Source organism: Streptomyces sp. NBC_01549 (genome assembly GCF_026339955.1).
In the GTDB taxonomy this organism is placed as follows: domain Bacteria; phylum Actinomycetota; class Actinomycetes; order Streptomycetales; family Streptomycetaceae; genus Streptomyces.
The window spans coordinates 7,216,710-7,235,828 of sequence record NZ_JAPEPW010000001.1 but is presented as its reverse complement, the minus strand read 5'-3'; the positions used below and the strand labels follow the sequence as shown (position 1 = coordinate 7,235,828).

The 19,119-nt window shown below is 69.5% G+C and carries 17 protein-coding genes and 1 pseudogene; 12 read left to right on the top strand and 6 right to left on the bottom strand.

All coding sequences use genetic code 11. The features are described 5' to 3' along the window. Window positions 1–11: 11 nt before the first annotated feature. Window positions 12–1,304, top strand: coding sequence for a ThuA domain-containing protein (locus OG819_RS32390; RefSeq protein ID WP_266652135.1), 1,293 nt, complete (start codon window positions 12–14; stop codon window positions 1,302–1,304). Window positions 1,305–1,357: 53 nt separating this feature from the next. On the opposite strand, the gene OG819_RS32385 is transcribed toward OG819_RS32390, so the two are convergent. Beyond that, complete coding sequence (locus OG819_RS32385; RefSeq protein WP_266652133.1) at window positions 1,358–2,509, bottom strand: glycoside hydrolase family 88 protein; 1,152 nt, start codon at window positions 2,507–2,509, stop codon at window positions 1,358–1,360. Window positions 2,510–2,799: 290 nt separating this feature from the next. On the opposite strand from OG819_RS32385, the gene OG819_RS32380 reads away from it, so the two are divergent. The 9 genes from OG819_RS32380 (at window position 2,800) to OG819_RS32340 (ending at window position 10,214) form a co-directional block, all read left to right on the top strand. After that, the gene (locus OG819_RS32380; protein WP_266621757.1) at window positions 2,800–3,723 is read left to right on the top strand and encodes a MurR/RpiR family transcriptional regulator; all 924 of its coding nucleotides are present in this window, start codon (window positions 2,800–2,802) and stop codon (window positions 3,721–3,723) included. Between the two features lie 321 nt (window positions 3,724–4,044). Further along, window positions 4,045–4,425 carry a hypothetical protein gene (locus OG819_RS32375; protein ID WP_266422140.1) on the top strand — a complete coding sequence of 127 codons (381 nt, stop codon included), beginning with the start codon at window positions 4,045–4,047 and terminating at the stop codon, window positions 4,423–4,425. Between the two features lie 50 nt (window positions 4,426–4,475). After that, window positions 4,476–5,384 (top strand): MBL fold metallo-hydrolase, encoded by a 909-nt coding sequence (locus OG819_RS32370; protein WP_266652131.1) that lies wholly within the window; start codon window positions 4,476–4,478, stop codon window positions 5,382–5,384. 45 nt (window positions 5,385–5,429) lie between these two features. Further along, window positions 5,430–5,864 carry a VOC family protein gene (locus OG819_RS32365; RefSeq protein WP_266621761.1) on the top strand — a complete coding sequence of 145 codons (435 nt, stop codon included), beginning with the start codon at window positions 5,430–5,432 and terminating at the stop codon, window positions 5,862–5,864. Between the two features lie 88 nt (window positions 5,865–5,952). Continuing rightward, on the top strand, window positions 5,953–6,273 hold the full coding sequence (locus OG819_RS32360) for a DUF1232 domain-containing protein (protein ID WP_266621763.1): 321 nt from the start codon (window positions 5,953–5,955) through the stop codon (window positions 6,271–6,273). 80 nt (window positions 6,274–6,353) lie between these two features. Next, window positions 6,354–7,646: a CAP domain-containing protein gene (locus OG819_RS32355; protein WP_266621765.1), complete on the top strand. Its 1,293-nt coding sequence runs from the start codon at window positions 6,354–6,356 to the stop codon at window positions 7,644–7,646. Window positions 7,647–7,767: 121 nt separating this feature from the next. Then, complete coding sequence (locus tag OG819_RS32350) at window positions 7,768–8,988, top strand: serine hydrolase domain-containing protein (protein WP_266652129.1); 1,221 nt, start codon at window positions 7,768–7,770, stop codon at window positions 8,986–8,988. Between the two features lie 375 nt (window positions 8,989–9,363). After that, window positions 9,364–9,519, top strand: a complete 156-nt coding sequence (locus OG819_RS32345; protein WP_266621769.1) for a hypothetical protein — start codon at window positions 9,364–9,366, stop codon at window positions 9,517–9,519. Then, window positions 9,516–10,214, top strand: coding sequence for a nucleoside/nucleotide kinase family protein (locus tag OG819_RS32340; protein ID WP_266652127.1), 699 nt, complete (start codon window positions 9,516–9,518; stop codon window positions 10,212–10,214). Before OG819_RS32345 ends, OG819_RS32340 begins: the two co-directional genes overlap by 4 nt. Window positions 10,215–10,333: 119 nt before the next feature. On the opposite strand, the pseudogene OG819_RS32335 reads toward OG819_RS32340, so the two are convergent. From OG819_RS32335 to OG819_RS32315, 5 genes and pseudogenes are all read right to left on the bottom strand, one after another. Next, a pseudogene (locus OG819_RS32335) lies at window positions 10,334–10,769 on the bottom strand (hypothetical protein); the annotation flags it as partial. Window positions 10,770–10,862: 93 nt separating this feature from the next. After that, entirely contained in the window at window positions 10,863–11,765 is a 903-nt protein-coding gene (locus OG819_RS32330) for a carbohydrate ABC transporter permease (protein ID WP_266652125.1), read from the bottom strand. After that, window positions 11,762–12,673, bottom strand: a complete 912-nt coding sequence (locus tag OG819_RS32325; RefSeq protein WP_266418340.1) for a carbohydrate ABC transporter permease — start codon at window positions 12,671–12,673, stop codon at window positions 11,762–11,764. The genes OG819_RS32330 and OG819_RS32325 overlap by 4 nt, the downstream gene beginning before the upstream one ends. Window positions 12,674–12,795: 122 nt before the next feature. Further along, window positions 12,796–14,124, bottom strand: a complete 1,329-nt coding sequence (locus tag OG819_RS32320; RefSeq protein WP_266621775.1) for an ABC transporter substrate-binding protein — start codon at window positions 14,122–14,124, stop codon at window positions 12,796–12,798. A gap of 274 nt (window positions 14,125–14,398) precedes the next feature. Next, window positions 14,399–15,532: an ROK family transcriptional regulator gene (locus tag OG819_RS32315; protein ID WP_266652123.1), complete on the bottom strand. Its 1,134-nt coding sequence runs from the start codon at window positions 15,530–15,532 to the stop codon at window positions 14,399–14,401. 322 nt (window positions 15,533–15,854) lie between these two features. Here OG819_RS32315 and OG819_RS32310 point away from each other — a divergent pair, with 322 nt between their 5' ends. Beyond that, window positions 15,855–16,760 (top strand): BadF/BadG/BcrA/BcrD ATPase family protein, encoded by a 906-nt coding sequence (locus OG819_RS32310; RefSeq protein WP_266652121.1) that lies wholly within the window; start codon window positions 15,855–15,857, stop codon window positions 16,758–16,760. A 324-nt stretch (window positions 16,761–17,084) separates the two neighbouring features. Then, window positions 17,085–19,034 (top strand): phosphatase PAP2 family protein, encoded by a 1,950-nt coding sequence (locus tag OG819_RS32305; protein ID WP_266621779.1) that lies wholly within the window; start codon window positions 17,085–17,087, stop codon window positions 19,032–19,034. Window positions 19,035–19,119 lie beyond the last annotated feature (85 nt).

The window sequence follows — 19,119 nt, the reverse complement described above, 5'->3', positions numbered from 1 at the left end:
TCGCTCACCAGATGCACACGATCAGATCCGGTTCCACCCGCGCGGCCTTACGGATCCTCCTGCTGCTGGCGGCCCTGCTCGGCCTCGCGGTACCGCCCGCCGCCCACGCGAGCGCCGCCGCGACCCCGTTCAAGGTGCTCGCCCTCTACAGCGGTACCTACGACGCGGCGCACATCGACTTCGATAAGGAAGCCAACGTCTGGTTCCCGCAGCAGGCCGCCGCGAACGGCTTCACCTACACGGCCAGCACCAACTGGGACCTGCTCAGCAACGGCGGTGTCAACGCCTATCAAGTCGTGCTGTTCCTTGACGACTTGCCGCAGACGTCGGCCCAACGGGTCGGTTTCGAGGCGTACATGCGGGGCGGCGGCGCCTGGATGGGCTTCCATGTCTCCGCCTTCACGACCGACGCCGCGAGCTGGTCCTGGTACCACAACCAGTTCCTCGGCTCCGGGAACTTCCAGTCGAACACCTGGGGTCCGACGTCGGTGACCCTGAAGGTCGAGGACCGTACGCAGCCGGCCACCAAGAATCTGCCGGCCACGTTCACCTCGTCGGTCAGCGAGTGGTACAGCTGGTCCAACGATCTGCGGCAGAACCCGAACATCAAGATCCTGGCTTCGATCGACCCCAGCAGCTTCCCGGTCGGAACGGATCCCAACCAGTCCTGGTACAGCGGCTATTACCCGATCCTGTGGACCAACACGCAGTACAAGATGCTGTACGCGAACTTCGGCCACAACGCGATGAACTACACGACCAACACGCGTCTGTCGTCGACGTTCGCGAGTGCGACACAGAACCAGTTCCTGCTCGACGGACTGAAGTGGCTGGGAGGGGCGGACACCGGCACGCCTCCGGCTGACTCCCCCTCCGAGACCGCCTGGTACTCGCTGACGAACGCCGGCAACGGCACCTGTGTGGACGCCCGTTCGGCCGCCACGGCGAACGGGACCGTGATCCAGCAGTACGCCTGCAACGGCACCCAGGCCCAGCAGTTCCAGTTCCGCTCGACCGACAGCGGGTACCGGCAGGCCGCCATCCGTGTCGATCCACAGCAGGTCATCGACGTGACCGGCGTCTCGACGGCCGACAACGCGCCGCTCCAGCTGTGGAGTTACTCGGGTGGACAGAACCAGCAGTGGCTGCCGGTGAAGGAGAGCACCGGGCGCTACCACTTCACCGCTCGCCACAGCGGCAAGTGCCTGACGGCGGCGAGCGCCTCGACGAACAGCGTCCAGCTCACCCAGCGCACCTGCGACGGCTCCGCGGCCCAGAGCTTCACGCTCACCGCGCAGCCCTGACAGCGAGAGACCGGTGCCCCCGCCGTATGTGGCGGGGGCACCGGCGTGTCGCGTCAGGGACGGGCCAGGCGGGCGAGTTCGGTGCCGGCGAGCAGGAAGGCGCCCACACCGAAGTTCGCGGTGCTGTCGTAGGTGACGGGCTGACTGGATTCCGGGCGGTCGCCGACGTTCTGGACGTAGCCGAGGAAGCCGTCGGGGTGTACGGCCGTGGTGACGAGGCCGTTCCAGGCGCGGGCCGCGACGGGGACGTAGGCGCGCCGGTCGACGAGGCCGGCGCCCATCGCATAGGAGGTGCCGTAGAGGAAGAAGGAGGTGCCGCTGGTCTCCGGGCCGGGCAGATGGGTGGCGTCGGCCAGGTTGACGTTCCAGAAGCCGTCGGTGCGCTGGATCCCGGCGGCGGCCGTCACCAGGCGTACGAGGGTGTCGCGGTATTCGCCGGTGTGCCGCTCACCGGGCGGCAGTGCCTTGAGCGTCTTGGCGTGCCCGCCCGCCACCCAGCCGTTGCCCCGCGACCAGACCACCGGCTTGCCCGCGGGCGAGAGGATTGCTCCGGGGAGCCCGGGGAGGAATCGCTTGTCCCGGTACCAGAGCCCGGTGGCGTCGTCGTACAGGCCGGGGCCGCCCTCGACGCGCTTGGTGTGGTCGTAGAGGGCGTACAGCTTCTGCCAGTACTGGGGGTCGCCGCGGAGCGCTCCGATCCTGGCGAACGGAGGCATCGCCATGTGCAGGGCATCGTCCCACCACCAGTCGTCGTTCTTGTCCGGCTGGTCGGTGTAGACCATGCGGTGGAGCGACTCCTCAATGGCGGAGATCTTGCTCTCCTCCGGCTCGATCTCGTACAGGTCGAGGTAGGCCTGCCCGGCGTTGTGGTTGTCGGCATGGCGCGTGGCGACCCCGCCGTTGAGGCCGTACGCGTGCTTCTCGGCCCAGTTCTTGGCATACGCCAGATAGCGCGGGCTGCCGGTCAGGCGCTGGAGGGCGAGCAGTCCGCTGAAGAAGGTGGCGTTGGCCCAGCCGTTGTCGCCGGGGTCCGTGTGCGCGCCGATCCACTGGTCGGCCACGCGCCGCAGGACGGCCACGACCGCGCCTCTCGACGGCAGCGGCCCGGCGGGCGGAGCGGCTTGCGCGGTTCCCGTGAGGGCGGGCTGCAGCGCGGCGGCGGCCGTGAGGGCGGCTCCACAGGTCAACAGGCGTCGTCTACGCATATGAACAACTCCTACGGATGGGGACCCTCATCCTCAACACCCGTCTCAGCCGGTGTCCATGGCCCGTCGTCAACTTGTCGCGAATCAGGCCAGGTTCACATCCTGATGCGATCTTCATGGAGCGGAATCCTGACGGTATGGTTTCCCGCTCACACCCGCCCATGTCGCCCACCGGGCCCGCGACCTCACGTTCCATGTCCGCCGAGCTACTGCGTGTGGTCGTCCATGCCCTGGTCAGCACGGTCCGTGAGCTATGTTGAGTTCTCGTGGGACACGAAGGAGGCACATCGGTGCCATCGCCGCAGCAGGCACGCGCTCAGGCGTCCGCGATCACCTCGGGGAAGACTGCTCCGGAGGCGGGCGCTGCACCCACGTCCCAGCTCAGGGAGTTGTTCGACGGCCCCCGGCTCTCGCCCGGGCAGCGCCGCATCGCCCAGTACCTGATCGAGCACATCACCGAGGCGGCGTTCCTGTCGATCACCGATCTCGCGGAGCGCGTCGGGGTGAGCCAGCCGTCGGTGACCCGCTTCGCCGCGGCGGTCGGCTTCAGCGGCTACCCCGCACTGCGGGAGAAACTGCAGGCCATCGCACTCAGCACGCTCTCCAGCACCCCGGGCGCGCCCGCTGAGGACCAGGGCAACGAGCTGCAGTTGGCGGTGGACGCCGAGATCGAGAACCTGGAGAACCTGCGCCGCGACTTCGCCGATCCGGACCAGGTGATCACCATCGGCCGCGCGCTGTCCCGGTCGACCCCGCTCACCATCCTCGGACTGCGCATCTCGGTGTCGCTGGCCGAGTACTTCGCGTACGCCGCCCGCCGCATCCACCCCGACGTACGGCTGGTGACGCGGGGTGGGAGCGTCGCCTACGACGCGCTGCTCCAGTCTCGCGAGGCGGGCGGCACCTGGCTGCTCGCGTTCGGGATGCCCCGGCACGCCCAGGAGACGCTGACCGCGGTGCGGGTCGCCCGCAGTGCGGGGTTGAAGGTCGCCCTGATCACCGACCTGGGGCTCGGGCCGCTCGCGGACGAGGCCGACGCCACCTTCACCGTCGGCACCGGGGCCCGCCTCGTCTTCGACTCCTACGCCGCCCCCGTCATGATGTCGGCGGCGCTCCTCCAGGCCATGTCCGACGCCGATCCGGAGCGGACACAGGCCCGGCTGGAGGAGTACGAGCAGATCGCGGAGCAGCACCAGTTCTTCCTCAAGGACTGAACCGGCGCGGTTCCCCTTCCGCGCACCCCCTGTCACCACGGCATCACGGGATCATTCGACCGATATCGTGCATGAATTTTTTCATGTTCTTGCGCATCCGGCGGCATATATAAATACTGCTCGCGGATGCGACCAGGAGGCCTCCGGGTCACGTCCTACGGCCATCCGGGGCCGTCCGCTCCTACCCGCATGGGGCCCCGGGTGTTCGGACGGGCCCCGCGTGAGCGGGTGCCCGCGGTGGCGGCCCCGGCCATCCCCTAGACCGGGGCCGCCCACAACCCGCTGACCCCTTGCCGCCGACGTGACCCGGAAGCGATGAACATGGCCCTGACGACGTACTCCCCGATCACCTCGGACTGGCCGTGCCAGGTCAAGACCCCTGGCAGCTTCGACTGGGAGCGCTCCGCGACCAAGTGGCTGCGCGAACTGGTGCCGGCCCGCTACGCGAGCTACCCGGCGCTCATGAAGCACCCCGTGCTGCTCGCCCGCCACGCCCAGATCCAGGTGCAGCACGAGATCCGGGTCGCCCGGACCGCCCTGCAGACCGCCCGGTCCGAACTTCCGGCCCTCGGCCTGCACGAATCGGTCATCGAGCACACCATCAAGATGTACGCCGCCGAAGTGCTGCAGCTCAATCACATCGCCCGCAGCGTCCGAGCGGTCACCCAGGCGCTCGTCGACCACAGCCCCGCGCGAAACTGAGGTCCCGGGTCCAGGTGGTGGTCCCGGCGGGATCATCACCAGGAGACGTCGTGGACATCCAGAGGCCGAGGACCGAGCAGACGAACGGCGGAGCAGCGGAGGGGTCCGCGGGTTCGCGGGTTCTGGACGTGCGGTGGATCCACGGATCACCGTCGGCCAAGCACAACACCGATCCCGACATCCAGGTCCACGCCCACGACGCGCACACGATGATCCTGCGGCAGAACATGGCCGTCGACTACGAGGCGCCGTTCCTGTTCCTGCTGTTCGGCGAGGCACGAGCCGTGCTGATCGACACCGGTGCCACGGCCTCGGCCGCGTACTTCCCGCTGCGTCGGGTGGTGGACGAGCTGATGGAAGCGTGGCTGACCGCCCGTCCCCGGGACGGTTACGAGCTGTTGGTGCTGCACACCCACCCCCACGGCGACCACATCGCGGGGGACGGACAGTTCGCCGACCGCCCCGGCACCACGGTCATCGACGCCGCCCTCGACACGGCCTGGCCGTTCTTCGGCTTCGACGACGACCCCGAAGGCGTCGCCCACGTCGATCTCGGCGGCCGGGTCCTGGAGTGCCTGGCCACGCCGGGCCACCACGCGGCCGCGGTGACGTTCTTCGACCCCTGTACCGGCTTCCTCCTCACCGGTGACACGGTCTATCCCGGCCGTCTGTACGTCGAGGACTGGGCCGCGTTCACCAGCACCGTCGACCGCCTGATCGACTTCTGTGCCCAGCGGCCGGTCACCCACGTGCTCGGCTGCCACATCGAGATGACCCGGCAACCGGGCCAGGACTATCCCGTCCGCACCACCTACCAGCCCGACGAGCCGCCCCTGCAGATGACGACGGATCAGCTGCGCGACATCCGCGCGGCCATCGAGACCGTCGGTGACCGCCCCGGCCGACACGTCTTCGACGACTTCGTTCTCTGCCGCCGTGACGTTCCCCGGGGGGAGTAGAAGCCGTACGGCCGGACTGTCAGACGTGCGCAGTACGGTCATGTCATGGCAGCCAGAATCGATCTGACCCTTGATTGCGCGGACGCGAAACTCCTCGCCGAGTTCTGGAAGACGGCACTCGGGTACATCGACGAGCCCCCGCCCGCTCCCTTCACCACCCGTGAGGAGTGGCTCGCGCAGTTCGACCTGCCGGAGGACGACTCCGCGGACGACGGTGCGTGGCTCTGCGATCCCGACGGCGTCGGCCCCCGGTTGTCCATCCTCAAGGTTCCCGAGCCGAAGACGGCCAAGAACCGCCTGCACATCGACGTCCGCGTGCCGGGGCACGGCGGTCCCCAGGAACGGTGGGCGCGGATCAGGGCGGAGTCCGAGCGGCTCGTGGAGGCGGGCGGCTCCGTCCTGGAGGAGTTCGACGGGCACCACGTCGTGATGGCCGACCCGGAGGGCAGCGAGTTCTGCGTCGCCGCCGCCTCGGCCTGAACCGGCCGGCCTTCCGGGGGCGATACGAACCGCGCGAGCGGGAACACGAAGGGGAGGAACAGCCCTACGAGAGCTCTGGACGGAACTCATGGACTCCACGGCATGGACGGTGGTCGTCATCGTCGCGATCCTGGGTGCCGCCGCGCTCGGGGTGGCGATCGCGATCCTGGTGCGGCTCGTGCGTACCCGCCGCGACCTGCGGCGCGCCGGGCTTCCGACGGGATCCCGCTGGATCTTCTGGGGTGCCGTCGCCTATCTCCTGCTGCCGACCGACCTGCTGCCCGACCCGATCTACCTGGACGACATCGGCGTACTCCTGTTCGCACTGCGATCGTTGCGCCCTCCGGAGGCGATCGACGCACACGGTACCGAAGAGCGCGGGAACCCTCGGGAGCGAACGGGACGTTGACGAGGTGAGCGGGCGGGAAGCGGGAGCGGGTGCGCCCTTGCCGGTGGTCCGCGGGGATCGTCACTTCGACGGGCGGCACGATGAGCGAGCTGGTTCCCGGGGGCAATGTGCCCCTGCCGGCCGGCACCCTGACGATCCGGGTGCCGGGTCCCTTCGACGTCTCCGCGCTCATCACCGACGACAGCGGCAAGGTGCGCGGCGACGCGGACTTCGTGTTCTACAACCAGCCGACAGTGCCGGGCGCCCGACTGGCCGGGGAGCACCTCACGATCGACCCGCCGCGCCTGCGCTCCGGGGCAAGCCGTGTCACCGTGGTCGTCAGTCCGGCCGATCCCGGTACGCCGCTGGGCCGACTGCCCGCTCCCACCCTGCACGTCACCGGTCCGGGCGGCCACACCCTGGCCCGGTTCACACCCCCGCGTCCGCAGCGCGAGACCGTGCTGCTGCTCGCCGAGATCTACCGACGCGGCACGGCGTGGAAGCTGCGCGCACTGGGCCAGGGGTACGCGGACGGACTGGCCGGTATCGCGCGGGACTTCGGGGTCGAGGTCGTCGAGGACGCCGCCGAGGGCGACCCGGCGCCGGTGGCGGCTCCCGACCCTGACGGCTTCCTCGACCTGGTCAACTCCGTCCGCGCCGCGGCCGGTTCCCCTCCCGTCTCCCTCGACGCACGGCTCGCCTCCGCGGCCCGGGCGCACGCCTCCGACATGGCGGCACGCGGGCTCCTCAGCTCCGAGAACGCCCACGGGATCTCCGTCTACCAGCGCATCACGTCCGCTGGGTACGCGTATCTCACCGTCGGCGAGCACCTCGTCTCCGGCCCGCGCACCCCGGGCGAGTTCGTGGAGTACTGCCTCACCACCGAGCAGTCCCGCGACACGCTGTACAACCCGGCGTACAGCCAGGCGGGGCTGGCGTACGTCCACGACCAGCGCTCCGGCGACATGTACTGGACGGCGCTGTGGGCCCGGCCCTTCACCCACGGGGGCCTGCGGCGGACGGCGGGTGAGGTGGTCGCGCTGACCAACGCCGAGCGAGCCGCGGAGGGCCTGGCGCCGCTGGCCGTCGACGCCCCGCTCACCACCGCGGCCCAGGCGCACAGCGACGACATGGTGGCCCGCGCCTTCTACTCCCACACCTCCCCCGACGGCAGCCGGCCCTGGGACCGGGCGGCCATCGCGGGCTCGAGTCGCCGCACCATCGGGGAGAACATCGCCTGCGGCCAGCGCTCCCCCGCCGAAGTCGTCCGCGGCTGGATGAACAGCCCGGGCCACCGTGCCAACATCCTCAAGCCCGACTTCACCCACATAGGCATCGGCCTCGCGGGCGGCGGCACGGCGGGCACGTACTGGACGCAGCTTTTCGGCCGCTGAAGGATCTTTTCCGCTTTCCTTCGCGTGACATGCAACCCATCTGCCCTTCCTGCGCGTACAGATGGTGCCGACGTTCGCATCCGCGGCGCGGTACACAGAGGGAACTCGGGAGAAGAATCAGATGGTCTCAGCAATGGTGGGCAGAGGTACGGCGCTGGGCGCGGCGCTGTTCGCCCTCCTCGCAGTCCCCGCACAGGCCGGCACCGCAGCGGCCGCGGGTCTGCCGGCACCCGACGACGCCGGTCTGCAGGCGGTGCTGCACACGGCCCTGTCCCAGGGAGCCCCCGGCGCGATGGTGCGGGTCGACGACAACGGCACGATCCACCGGCTGTCGGAGGGAGTCGCCGACCGGGCCACCGGGCGTGCCATCACCACGACCGACCGGTTCCGCGTCGGCAGCGTCACCAAGAGCTTCTCCGCCGTGGTCCTGCTGCAACTGGTGGACGAGGGCAAGCTCGACCTGGACGCTTCGGTGAACACCTATCTGCCCGGGCTGCTGCCCGACAGCCGGATCACCGTACGCCAGGTGATGAGCCACCGCAGTGGGCTGTACGACTACACCAACGACATGTTCGCGCAGACGGTCCCGGGCTTCGAGTCCGTCCGCAACAAGGTCTTCAGCTTCCAGGACCTGGTCACCCTGTCCCTGAAGCACGCGGTCACCAACGCTCCGGGCGCGGCCTATTCGTACTCCAACACGAACTTCGTCGTCGCGGGCATGCTCATCGAGAAGCTCACCGGCCATTCCGTGGCCACGGAGTACCAGAACCGGATCTTCACTCCGCTGAATCTGACCGACACCTTCTACGTGCACCCCGACACCGCCATCCCGGGCACGCACGCCAACGGCTACCTCACGCCGGACGAGGCCGGTGGGGCCCTGGTCGACTCCACCGAGCAGACGGTGTCCTGGGCGCAGAGCGCGGGCGCGGTCATCTCCAGCACGCAGGACCTGGACACGTTCTTCTCCGCGCTGATGAGCGGGCAGCTCATGTCCGCCGCGCAGCTCGCGCAGATGCAGCAGTGGACGACGGTCAACAGCACCCAGGGGTACGGCCTCGGCCTGCGCCGCCGTGATCTGTCCTGCGGTATCTCGGTGTACGGCCACACGGGCACCGTGCAGGGCTACTACACGTACGCCTTCGCCTCGAAGGACGGCAAGCGCAGCGTCACCGCGCTCGCCAACACCTCGAACAACGTGGACGTGTTGAATACGATGGCCCGCACGCTGGAATCCGCGTTCTGCGGCAAGTCGACGACCGCGAAGCTGCGCAGCGCGACCTCCTCGGCGACCACCGTGGAGCGCTACGAGGACATCGCGCCGGGCATCACCCGCGACTGACGCGCGAAGGTGCGACCGGACCCGACCGTCCGGCCGCACCCCTCCGCCAGGGTGCGGATCTGCCCCTGAACCGGGCTCATGACTTCTTCAGGTCGGACCGGTAGGTCCGGTACAGGGCGCTCCCTTCGTCGCATCGCCTCGGGGGCGCGCTGCACTTCTGGCAGGCGAGCAGGTGGTCGAAATACGCCCGGTAGCTGCGGGGGGCAAGCGTAGGGCTGTGCTGCGACATGACGTTCTCCCCGTGGACGGCGACGACGGCGCCCGTTATTGACCAATATTCAACAGCCTGATGAGCATAGGCGGAATGACCGGTCCCCAGACCCGAGGTCGCCGGAGCCTGGCCGAAACACACTCTCTCACCCTGATACTGGTGACATGGGAATCGCCGTCTTCACGACACTGCCGGGACCGGTCATCCTGTTGACCCTAGCGGCCTTCGCCGACCAGCTGCTGCGGGACGGGGCTCCCCCGCACCGTACGTCGATCGACCTGGCCGCCGGGACGGCACTCGTCCGAGGGTCCCGCTCATGACCTTCGACGACCTCGTGGAGCGGGCCGCCGCGCTCGTGCGTCCCGGGCGGCGCGCGATCCTCGGTATCGCCGGCAGCCCCGGCGCGGGCAAGACGACGCTGGCAGAGCGCCTGGTCCGGGAGCTGAACGGCAACGCGCCGGGCCAGGTCGCGCAGGTGCCGATGGACGGGTTCCATCTCGCGGACGCCGAGCTGGACCGGCTGGGCCGCCGGGACCGCAAGGGCGCTCCGGACACCTTCGACGCGGCGGGATACGCGGCGCTGTTGCGCAGACTGCGCGACGAGCAGGACGACGACATCGTCTACGCGCCGGGCTTCGAACGCACTCTTGAGCAGCCGATCGCGGGCGCCGTCCCGGTCCCCCGCAGCGCCCGCCTGATCATCACCGAAGGCAACTACCTCCTCCTGGGGGACGGTGCGTGGGCGCGCGTACGGTCACAGCTGGACGAGGTGTGGTTCTGCGAGCTCGACGCGCAAGAGCGCGTACGCCGTCTCGTCGCCCGCCACGAGGAGTTCGGCAAGGACCACGACACGGCGGTGGCCTGGGTGCTCGGCACGGACCAGCGCAACGCCGATCTGGTCGCCGCGACACGGGACCGTGCCGACCTGGTCGTCGGCGCGGAGGTCACCGCCGCCGGAGTTCCAGCGCGGGTTCCCCTCGGGCATCGCCCGCGGGATTCCCGATCCGTGCGGTGAACGCCTCGGTGTGGATCGTCAGGCCCGCCAGTCCGTGCTCGAAGGCTTCCTGCTGAGCCGCCCCATGGGCGAGGTACGAGTGAGCGACCGGCTGACACATCCGCGCGGGGACGGCGTGGACGGTCGTCGAAGGCCACCGAGACGGTGCCCGCGCGCAGTTGGTGCCGTACCGGGGCCTTGGATGGGGTGCGGTGCCAGTGTGTGGCGTCCTGCAGGTCGAGCACGGCCTCGAAGCCGGAGTGCTGTTCGCTGTAGCGCTGTCCGCCGATGTCGAAGCCGCCTGCGGTCAGGTGTGCGTCGATGGAGCGGGCGAGCGCGTCGCCGTCCTCGGCGAACATCTGCGCACCGCTGATCCGATGGGCCTGAGCGAGGAAGGACGACGAGCTCTGCGCGCTGTTCGTCGTCGACCAGGTCGTGCGCGAGGTCGAGGATGTTGACGGCCCGGAGCAGCGCCCACACCGTGCTGGGCGAGTCCCCGATCGGATGGGCGCCCGCCGCCAGGACGTAACGGGCGTACGGCAGGCCGGAGTCGCGGACCTTCAGGTTCGGCTAACCGCTCGTCGCGGCCGGCCGCCAGCGGGGCGGCCAGCCGGTCGGCTGCGCCGGCCACCGCGCGGACGAACTCGTGGTCGAGCGGGGTGGACAAGGTCAGTCCTTCAGGCCGGCATTGATGTCGGCGCCCATGACGTAGCGCTGGAAGACCAGGAAGATGACGATCAGCGGGATCATGGAGATGACCGATGCGCCGAGCAGGACCGACCAGTTGATGTTCTGCGCGCCGACGATGCTCTGGATGCCGATCTGCACGGTGAACTTGTTGGGGTCGTTCAGCATCAGAAGCGGCCAGATGTAGTCGTTCCACCGCCACTGGAAGGACAGGATGGCGAGGGTCAGCATGATGGGCCGGGAGAGCGGCACCATGATCCGCAGGAAGATCGACAGTTCGCGGGCGCCGTCGATGCGTGCGGCTTCCACGAGTTCGTCGGGAACCGTCAGGAAGAACTGGCGGAACATGAAGCATCCGGTCGCGGTGAGCACGGCCGGGAGGATGATGCCGGCGAACGAGTTGTAGAGGCCGAGGTTGCGGACCACCAGGAACTCGGGGGCGAGCATGACCTCGCCCGGCAGCATCGTGGTGGCCAGGATGCAGACGAAGAACGCCTTGAGCCATTTGTTGTCGTACTTGGCCAGCGCGTACCCGGTGCAGCAGCTGGCTCCCACCGTGAGGATCGTCGTGATCACGCACACGATGGTCGTGTTGATGAAGTACTGGGAGAAGTTGGCACTGCGCCACGCCTGGGAGTAACCCGACAGGGTGGGGTGGTGCGGAACGAACGTCAACGGATAGGAGAACAGGTCCCCGGCCGGTTTGAGGGAGCTGAGGATGAACCACAGCACCGGCAGCCCGTAGAGACACGCCAGGATCCACAGCAATGTCGTCGCGGGCACCGCCCGCCGGAGCCCACCACTGCCCGCACCGCGGGGCCGCTTTGTGGAAACGGCCCGACCGGGATCGGCGTCGACCTTGCGTGGCATGTCTGTGGTTGTCATCGGTTCTCCACCCGCCGGTTGACGATCAGCTGGATGATCGCGACGGCCATCAGGATGAGCATGAGCACGAATGACGCGGCGCTCGCGTAGCCGATCTGGCCCCGTTGGAAGCCGGTCTGATAGATGTACTGGACAAGCAGGTTGTTCGACGTTCCGGGTCCGCCGTTGTTGAGGGAGACGAACACCGGGTATTCCTTCATCGCGTTGATCGTGTTGAGCAGGATCACGATGAACGAGGTGGGCGCGATGCTCGGCAGCGTGATGCTGATGAACTGGCGCCAGGGGCCGGCGCCGTCGAGCGAGGCCGCCTCGTAGTACGACACCGGCACGTTCTTGATCGCCGCGATGAACAGCAGCATCGAGAAGCCCGTCCAGGCCCAGGATGCCGCGAACACCACCACCAGCAGCGACAGGTCCGCGTTCGACTGCCACGGAACGGCGGCCCCGCCGAACTTCTCGATGACGTAGTTGACCAGTCCGAAGTTCTCGCCGAACAGCCACCGCCACAGGACACCCACGACGATGGGCGACAGCAGCCACGGGATGAAGAAGATGACACGGGCGACGGACGCGCCCTTGGCGTGCTTGCTCACCAGCAGGTTGGCGGCGAGCAGCGAGAGCGCGAAGTTCAGGGGAACGAAGAGGACGGTGTACAGCAGCGTCCGGGTCAGCGCGTCGTAGAAGGCGGAGTCCCCGAACAGGTTGTGGTAGTTGTCCAGTCCGATGAACTGGAACGCCCCCACACCGGTGTAGTTCGTGAAGGAGTAGACGAGCCCGATCACCGCCGGCCACACGAAGAACAGCGCGAAGAGCACGACATTGGCCGCGATGAGGACGAGCGGCGCGAGAGTGTAGGTGCTGCGTCTCCTGGGTGGCCTCACGGACACGTCCGCGGCGCTTTTTGTCATCTTCCTGACTTCCGTGCTGGTGGATGGATTGCTGCTGTGGGCTCACGCCGTGAGCCCGGCATCACGTGGGCGACCAGGGCCGGGCGGCGGTGTCTCGACAACCGCCGCCCGGGCCCTCTGGCCTACGATCCGCTGCCGACCGCCTGGTTGTAGCCGTCCACGATGTTGTCCAGGGCCTTGTCGACCGACTGCTGGCCGTTGATCGCCTTGCCGAGCTCCGTCTTGGTCGGATCGGTGGCGAGGCTCTTGCCCTTCAGCACCCAGTTCGTCTGCGCGCCGTTGAAGTAGCCCGAGATCGGGGCGTAGAGCGGGATCTCCTCGTTGTACAGCTTGAACGCCGCCTGCGCCGCCTCGGAGGTGAAGGGGTACTTCGGGTTCAGACCGCTCTCGACCGGGAGGAACCCGGAGGTCTCGACCAGCTCGGTGTACTGCTTCGGCTCGTACACCCAGGACATGAACTTCTTCGCGGCGGTGGCCGCGTCGCCGTTGTTGTTGAAGCCCACCATCATGCCGCCGCTGTTGACGTCACTGGCCTGCACCGGCTCGGCGGGAGTCGGGACGCTCGCCCAGTCGAACTTCTTGATGCTGTCCGCGAAGGCGGGAACCTGCCACACGCCGGACCAGTAGGCGACCACGTCACCGCTCTGGAACATGGCCGACGGGTCGGCGCCGCTGGTCCACACCGACTTCGGCATGGTCTTGTCGTCGTTGAGTCCGACGAAGTACTTCACGGCCTTCTTGGTCGCTGCGTCCACCGAGAACTTGCCGGAGGAGTCCGCGTGGACGTACTGCCCGCCCATCTCGTACACCATGGCGCGCAGCCGGGACGGCGACTGGTCGAACGTCAGGGAGTACTTGGCGCCGGTCTTCTCGCGGACCGTGTTCGCCGCCTTGATGAAGTCGGTCCAGGTCCAGGTGTTCTGGGGCGAGGTCGGGACGGCGACGCCGGCCTTCTTGAACAGCGTCTCGTTGATGAACAGGCCGGACGCGGTGACGTCCGAGGGGATGGACAGCACCTTCCCGGACGAGTCCTTGGCGAGGAAGTTGGCGTTGATCTTGTTAGTCTTGTTGTTGGCAATGGAGCTGAGGTCGATCAGCTTGCTCGACCAGATCGGGTCCAGCGCGGGCACGTCCGCCACGTCGGGCAGGGAGTTCGCCTGCGCGGCGTTGTGGAGCTTCGTCGGGTAGCCGTCGTAGGGAATGTTGACGAGCTTGACGTTGACGCCGGTTTCCTTCTTGTACTGCGCCACCAGCTTCTTCCAGCCCGCGTCCTGCCCCGGAACCGTGGAGATCCAGAACGTCAGCGACTTCGCGGTCCCGCCCGAGCCGGACCCCGACCCACAGGCGGAGACCAGCAGGGCTCCTGCCGTGGCCACGGCAGCGAGAGGAACCAGGCGGCGCATGCCGCCGCGGCCGAGTCGGCGAGAGCGCCGCACACCCACAGTGGTCATCTTCAATCCCTTTTCGTCGTAGCGGAAGAAGCACGGCGCCAGCCGAGGCGGCACGGGTGCATTTTGAGGGAGATTTCGCTTTCCGGGGGCACGGCCTCGCCCGGCCGTGTCGCCTTGACGGGTGGGGTCCCCGGCCATGACGGCCGACGTCGCACAAGCACGCCCTCGTGCGGCTGCCGTACTTCGCGTACGGGCTGAAGGCTCACCCGGAGTCGGCGTCCCGGCCGACTTAGAAAGCGCTTGTCCGGACATTGGCAGACCGATAAGGAAGCCGTCAATCCTTCACCTGCGCGCCTTCGGTCACGGTTTGGACTCCCTTGGCCACGGCGAGCCCGGCGGCACCCACCACGGTACCGAGATCGCCGATCTGGCTGCTGACCACCTCGGTGGGCCAGCTGAGCCGGCCCAGTTCGGCCCGTACCCCGGGCAGGAGCTGGGGATCCGCGCCGGTGCTGCCGCCGAGGACGATCAGTCCCGGATCCAGTACGGCGGCCACCGCGGCGGCCAGCCGGCCCACGTCGGCGGCGTGCCGGGCGACGAGCCCACGGGCGGGTTCCCGACCCGCCGCGGCCAGCGCGAAGAGCCGCTCGACGGTACGGGGGCGGGGGCCGTCGGTGTCCCGCCAGGCCTCCGCGGCCCGACGCAGCAGGGCGTGCGAGCCGACATAGGCCTCCAGGGCCTCCTGACGGGGCTCCCGGTCGTCGTCCCAGGGATACGGCAGCCGGGCCAGCTCACCGGCCGCGCCGTTCGCCCCGCGCAGCACCTGGCCGCCGATGACGATGCCCAGACCGATACCGACGCCGATCCGCAGATAACCGAAGGTACGGCGGCCCCGGGCGGCACCCTCCTGGAGTTCGGCGAGGGCCGCGCAGTTGACGTTGTTCTCCAGGTGGACGGGCACGCCCGGCGGCAGCGCGACCGACACGGCGTCGAAGACGGGCCCGGCCTTGGCGGTCGCCGGGCGCATGCCGCCGCCCGCACGGTCGGGCTCGGTGACGTCACCGACGGCGACCACGATGGCCCGCAGCGGGGCGTCGGCGGGCAGCGCGGCCAGCGCCTCGCGCACGGCGTCGGGGGCCCGGGTCCGAGGGGTGGTCGCCTCGGCGAGCAGGGTGCCGTCCAGGGCGCAGCCGCGCACCCGGGTGCGGGCCGGGCCGAGGTCGACGGCGAGGACCGAGCCGGAGGCGGGACCGAGGCCGTATACGGCGGCGGAGCGACCGGTGCCGCTGGACGCGGTGCCGGAGTGGGTGGCCAGCCGGGCGCTCTCCAGTTCCGCGACGGCGGCGGAGACCGTCGGCTTGGACAGGCCGGCGAGGCTCGCGAGCTGCGGCCGGGTGGCGCGGCCGGCCTCGGCCAGCACGGCGAACACCGCACCGGCGCTCTCGGTGAGGCGGGGGGCCTTAGCCACGACGTGTTCCACAGTTCCCCCATGGGTCAGGGGCCGCGCTCCCCGGGTGACGGGATGCGGCGATGCGATGCCCTCGTGCCGCGCGGTCCCGCCCTCCGGCGGCGTCCCGTTGATCCACTGCGCGACAACTCTTGACGCACTGTACTTCGTTAGTTAACTTCCTAACGAAGTCCACGGTACTCGCCTGCCGTGCTCCGCAAGAAGCCCGTCCCGGGGCTTCACGACTCGCTCAACTCCTGTTCGGCCAGACACGGTTCGCCCGCCGTCACAGCACAGCGCCATGTTCTTCGGCGCTCTTCGCCCAGACGACGAAAGAGGATCCGTGCAGGACACTCCTTCTTCCCCGCTCGTGGTCGGTATCGACGTGGGTGGCACCAAGACCCATCTCCGCGCCCTCGTCGGCGCGGACCCGGTCGCCGATCACGTCCGGCCGAGCAGCGGCTGGCGGCCGCACGAACCGGCCGCCGCCGCCCGCTGGCTGACGGCACTGGCCCACGAGGCCCTGCCCGTCGACACCCGCCCAGCCGCACTGGCCGTCGGCGGGCACGCCTGTGAGACCCCCCGCCAGTGCGCCGGCATCGCCGCCGCGCTGCGAGAGGTCCTCGGCATACCCGTCATGGTGGTGGGCGACGCCGAACTCCTCGTTCCCGCCGCGGGGCTGGACAAGGGTGTCGGTCTCGTGGCCGGTACCGGTTCGGTGGCGGTGGGGCGGCTGGCCGACGGCAGCCCCGTCCAGGTCGGCGGCTGGGGTGCGGCGCTCGGCGACGAGGGCGGCTCCGCCGGTCTCGTACGGGAAGCGGCGCGCGCCGTGTGGGCGGCGCACGACCGTGGTGAAGCCCCTGACGAACTCGCGCAGGGGCTCATCGCCGCGTTCGGGGTGAGTGAGGTACCCGCCCTGGGCGCCGCGCTGGAGAGCGCCACGGATGTGTCGGCCGAGTGGGGTCGGCACGCGCCCGTCGTCTTCACGGCGGCGGAGCGGGGTTCCCGGATCGCGCGGTCGGTGATCGCGGACGGCGCCCGGTCCCTGGCCGCGCTCGTCGTCCGGCTCGCCGAGCGTGGGGTCGCCGTCGACGACGTGGTGGTCGCCGGCGGCACCGTGCTTTCCCAGCCCGCCCTGTACACCTCCTTCACGACGTCACTCGCCGAGGCCGTACCCGGGGCACGCCCCAGGCCACTGCGGGTGGCGCCGGTCGAGGGGGCCGTGGCGTTGGCGCAAGCCCTCATATAGAGGGGACCGCATGCCCTCATATGAAGGGAACGGGGTGGCGCATTGCTCGCGGGACGACCGGCACCCCACGCGGCAGCGAACGCCGCCGTGGCGTGGGCGGCGGACAAACAGCGTGCGCCGCAGGTGCGTTCGCCCGCACAGCGGGCACACAGAGTCGGCGCATTCGCCCGTACGACACCTCGCCGCCCACCGAGCTTCGCAAGCGTGACATGAACCAGCCGTAGATCTTCGCTCGTATCACTCGTCCTCACCGCAGGGGCACGGTCGCTTCACGACTTCACCCGGCCGACGAGGACGCCATTTCCCCTCAGGAGAGGCACATCCATGCCGTCACCAGCCGGGCACCAGTCCGCCTCCTCGGCCTCCGTCCGTGAACGCGCCTTGAACCGACGGGTGTTCCTGCGGAACTCGCTCGGGGTTTCGGCCGGGGTGCTGGCCGCTCCGACGGTCGTCACCTGGCTCGGCGCCGCGGACGCGAAGGCCGCGACGGGCCCCGCCGCCTTCGTGGACGACTACACCACCAACGTCATCACCAACCTGACGCCCGAGACCAACGCGGTGGTCCGGATCCTCGGTGGCATGAGCAAGGTGTGGAAGACCGGCGGTGCCTGGAACACCGGCACGCCGCTCATGCCCGAGGTGTTGCGCGCCAACATGCGTTACTGCGCCCGCATCACGCACGCCCGCACCGACGCGCAGGCGAAGGAGGCGTTCCTCTACGACCGGCAGCACCAGAGTTACGCGATGATCGCCGGTCTTGGCCCGCTCGCCGAGCTGTACAAGTCGGGCGCCATGGCGGTCACGTCGATCACCAGCGCTCCCGACTCCACCCCCTCCGGCAAGATCAACGACGCCGTGCCGGCCGACGCGCCCGCCGGTTCCGCGCTGGGTGCGGGTTCGCACGACTCGGCGCTCGGCAAGGTCGCCGAGCTGGTCGACACCGTGCGCGGCCCGTACGCCTCCGGCAACCCGTCCAAGTACGCCTTCCAGTACCCGCGTCCGTGGCGCATGAACGAGAACAGCGAGGTCGTCGACACGGGCAAGGTCGACGCGCTCGGCTTCCCGGTCTACGACTCCGACGTGATCGTCGCCCCGCAACTGCTGTGGCAGCGCGGCACCCCCGCGGTCGACGACGGCGGCTTCCCCAGCGGTCACACCAACGCCTTCCACCTGGCGGGGCTGGCGTACGCGTACGCGGTGCCGGAGCGTTTCCAGGAGTTGGTGGCGCGCGCCTACGAGCTCAGCCACACCCGCATCATGGCGGGCATGCACTCCACCGTCGATGTCCTCGGCGGCCGGATCATGGCCACGGCCCTGGCCGCCGCCACGCTGGCCGACCCGGCCAACGCCGCCCTCAAGGCCGCGGCGCGCGCCCAGGCCGCCGCGTACTTCCAGCAGCGGACCGGTACGACGGCGGACACCTTGTACGCCTACGCGCACTCGGCGGGCGTCGCCACCGATCCGTACGCCGACCGGACCGCCAACGCCCGCGCGCTCACGCCGCGCCTGACGTACGTCCTCACCCGGCATGGCCGCTCCGAGGGCATGACCGTGCCCAAGGGCGCCGAGGTCCTGCTGGAGACGCGGCTGCCCTACCTCGACGCCGCCCAGCGCCGCGAGGTGCTCCGCACGACCGCCCTGCCCTCCGGGTACGTGCTCCTCGACGGCTTCGAGCAGTGGGGCCGGCTCAACCTGTTCGCCGCCGCCGACGGGTACGGGGCGTTCGAGTCCGATGTGAACGTCACCATGAACGCCGCCGACGGGGGCTTCAGCGCGGCCGACGCCTGGCGCAACGACATCTCCGGGTGCGGCCGGCTCGTCAAGCGCGGCACCGGTGCGCTGACCCTGACGGGCGACAACGCCCACACGGGCGGCACCGTGCTGGAGGCGGGCGTGCTGACCGCCGGTTCGTCCACCGCGCTGGGGCGCGGCGACGTGCGGGTGAACGGCGGAACGCTGCGGGTGAGTGCGACGTCGTCGGTACGTCTACATGGCAGCTACACGCAGGAGTCCGGCGCGAGCCTGGAGGCGACGCTCCGTGCGGGCCGCGCGCCCGTGCTGACGGTGGAGCGCCGGGTGGTACTGGGCAAGGACAGCGCGCTCACGCTCCGGCTGGACGCCGACCGCCCGCCGGTCTCCGGCGTCACGATCCCGGTGCTCCGGACGTCGTCGCTGCGGGGCCAGTTCGCCCGTATCACGGTCCAGGCGGACGGGTACCGGGCCGTGCCCGTGTACTCGGTGGACGGGCTGTCCGTACGACTCGTACGGCACTGATCCTCGATGTTGGGATGATGGGATGAGCTGAGCGACAGGGCCCGTGGACCGTGCGTGACCGGTCCACGGGCCCTCTTCGTTCGCG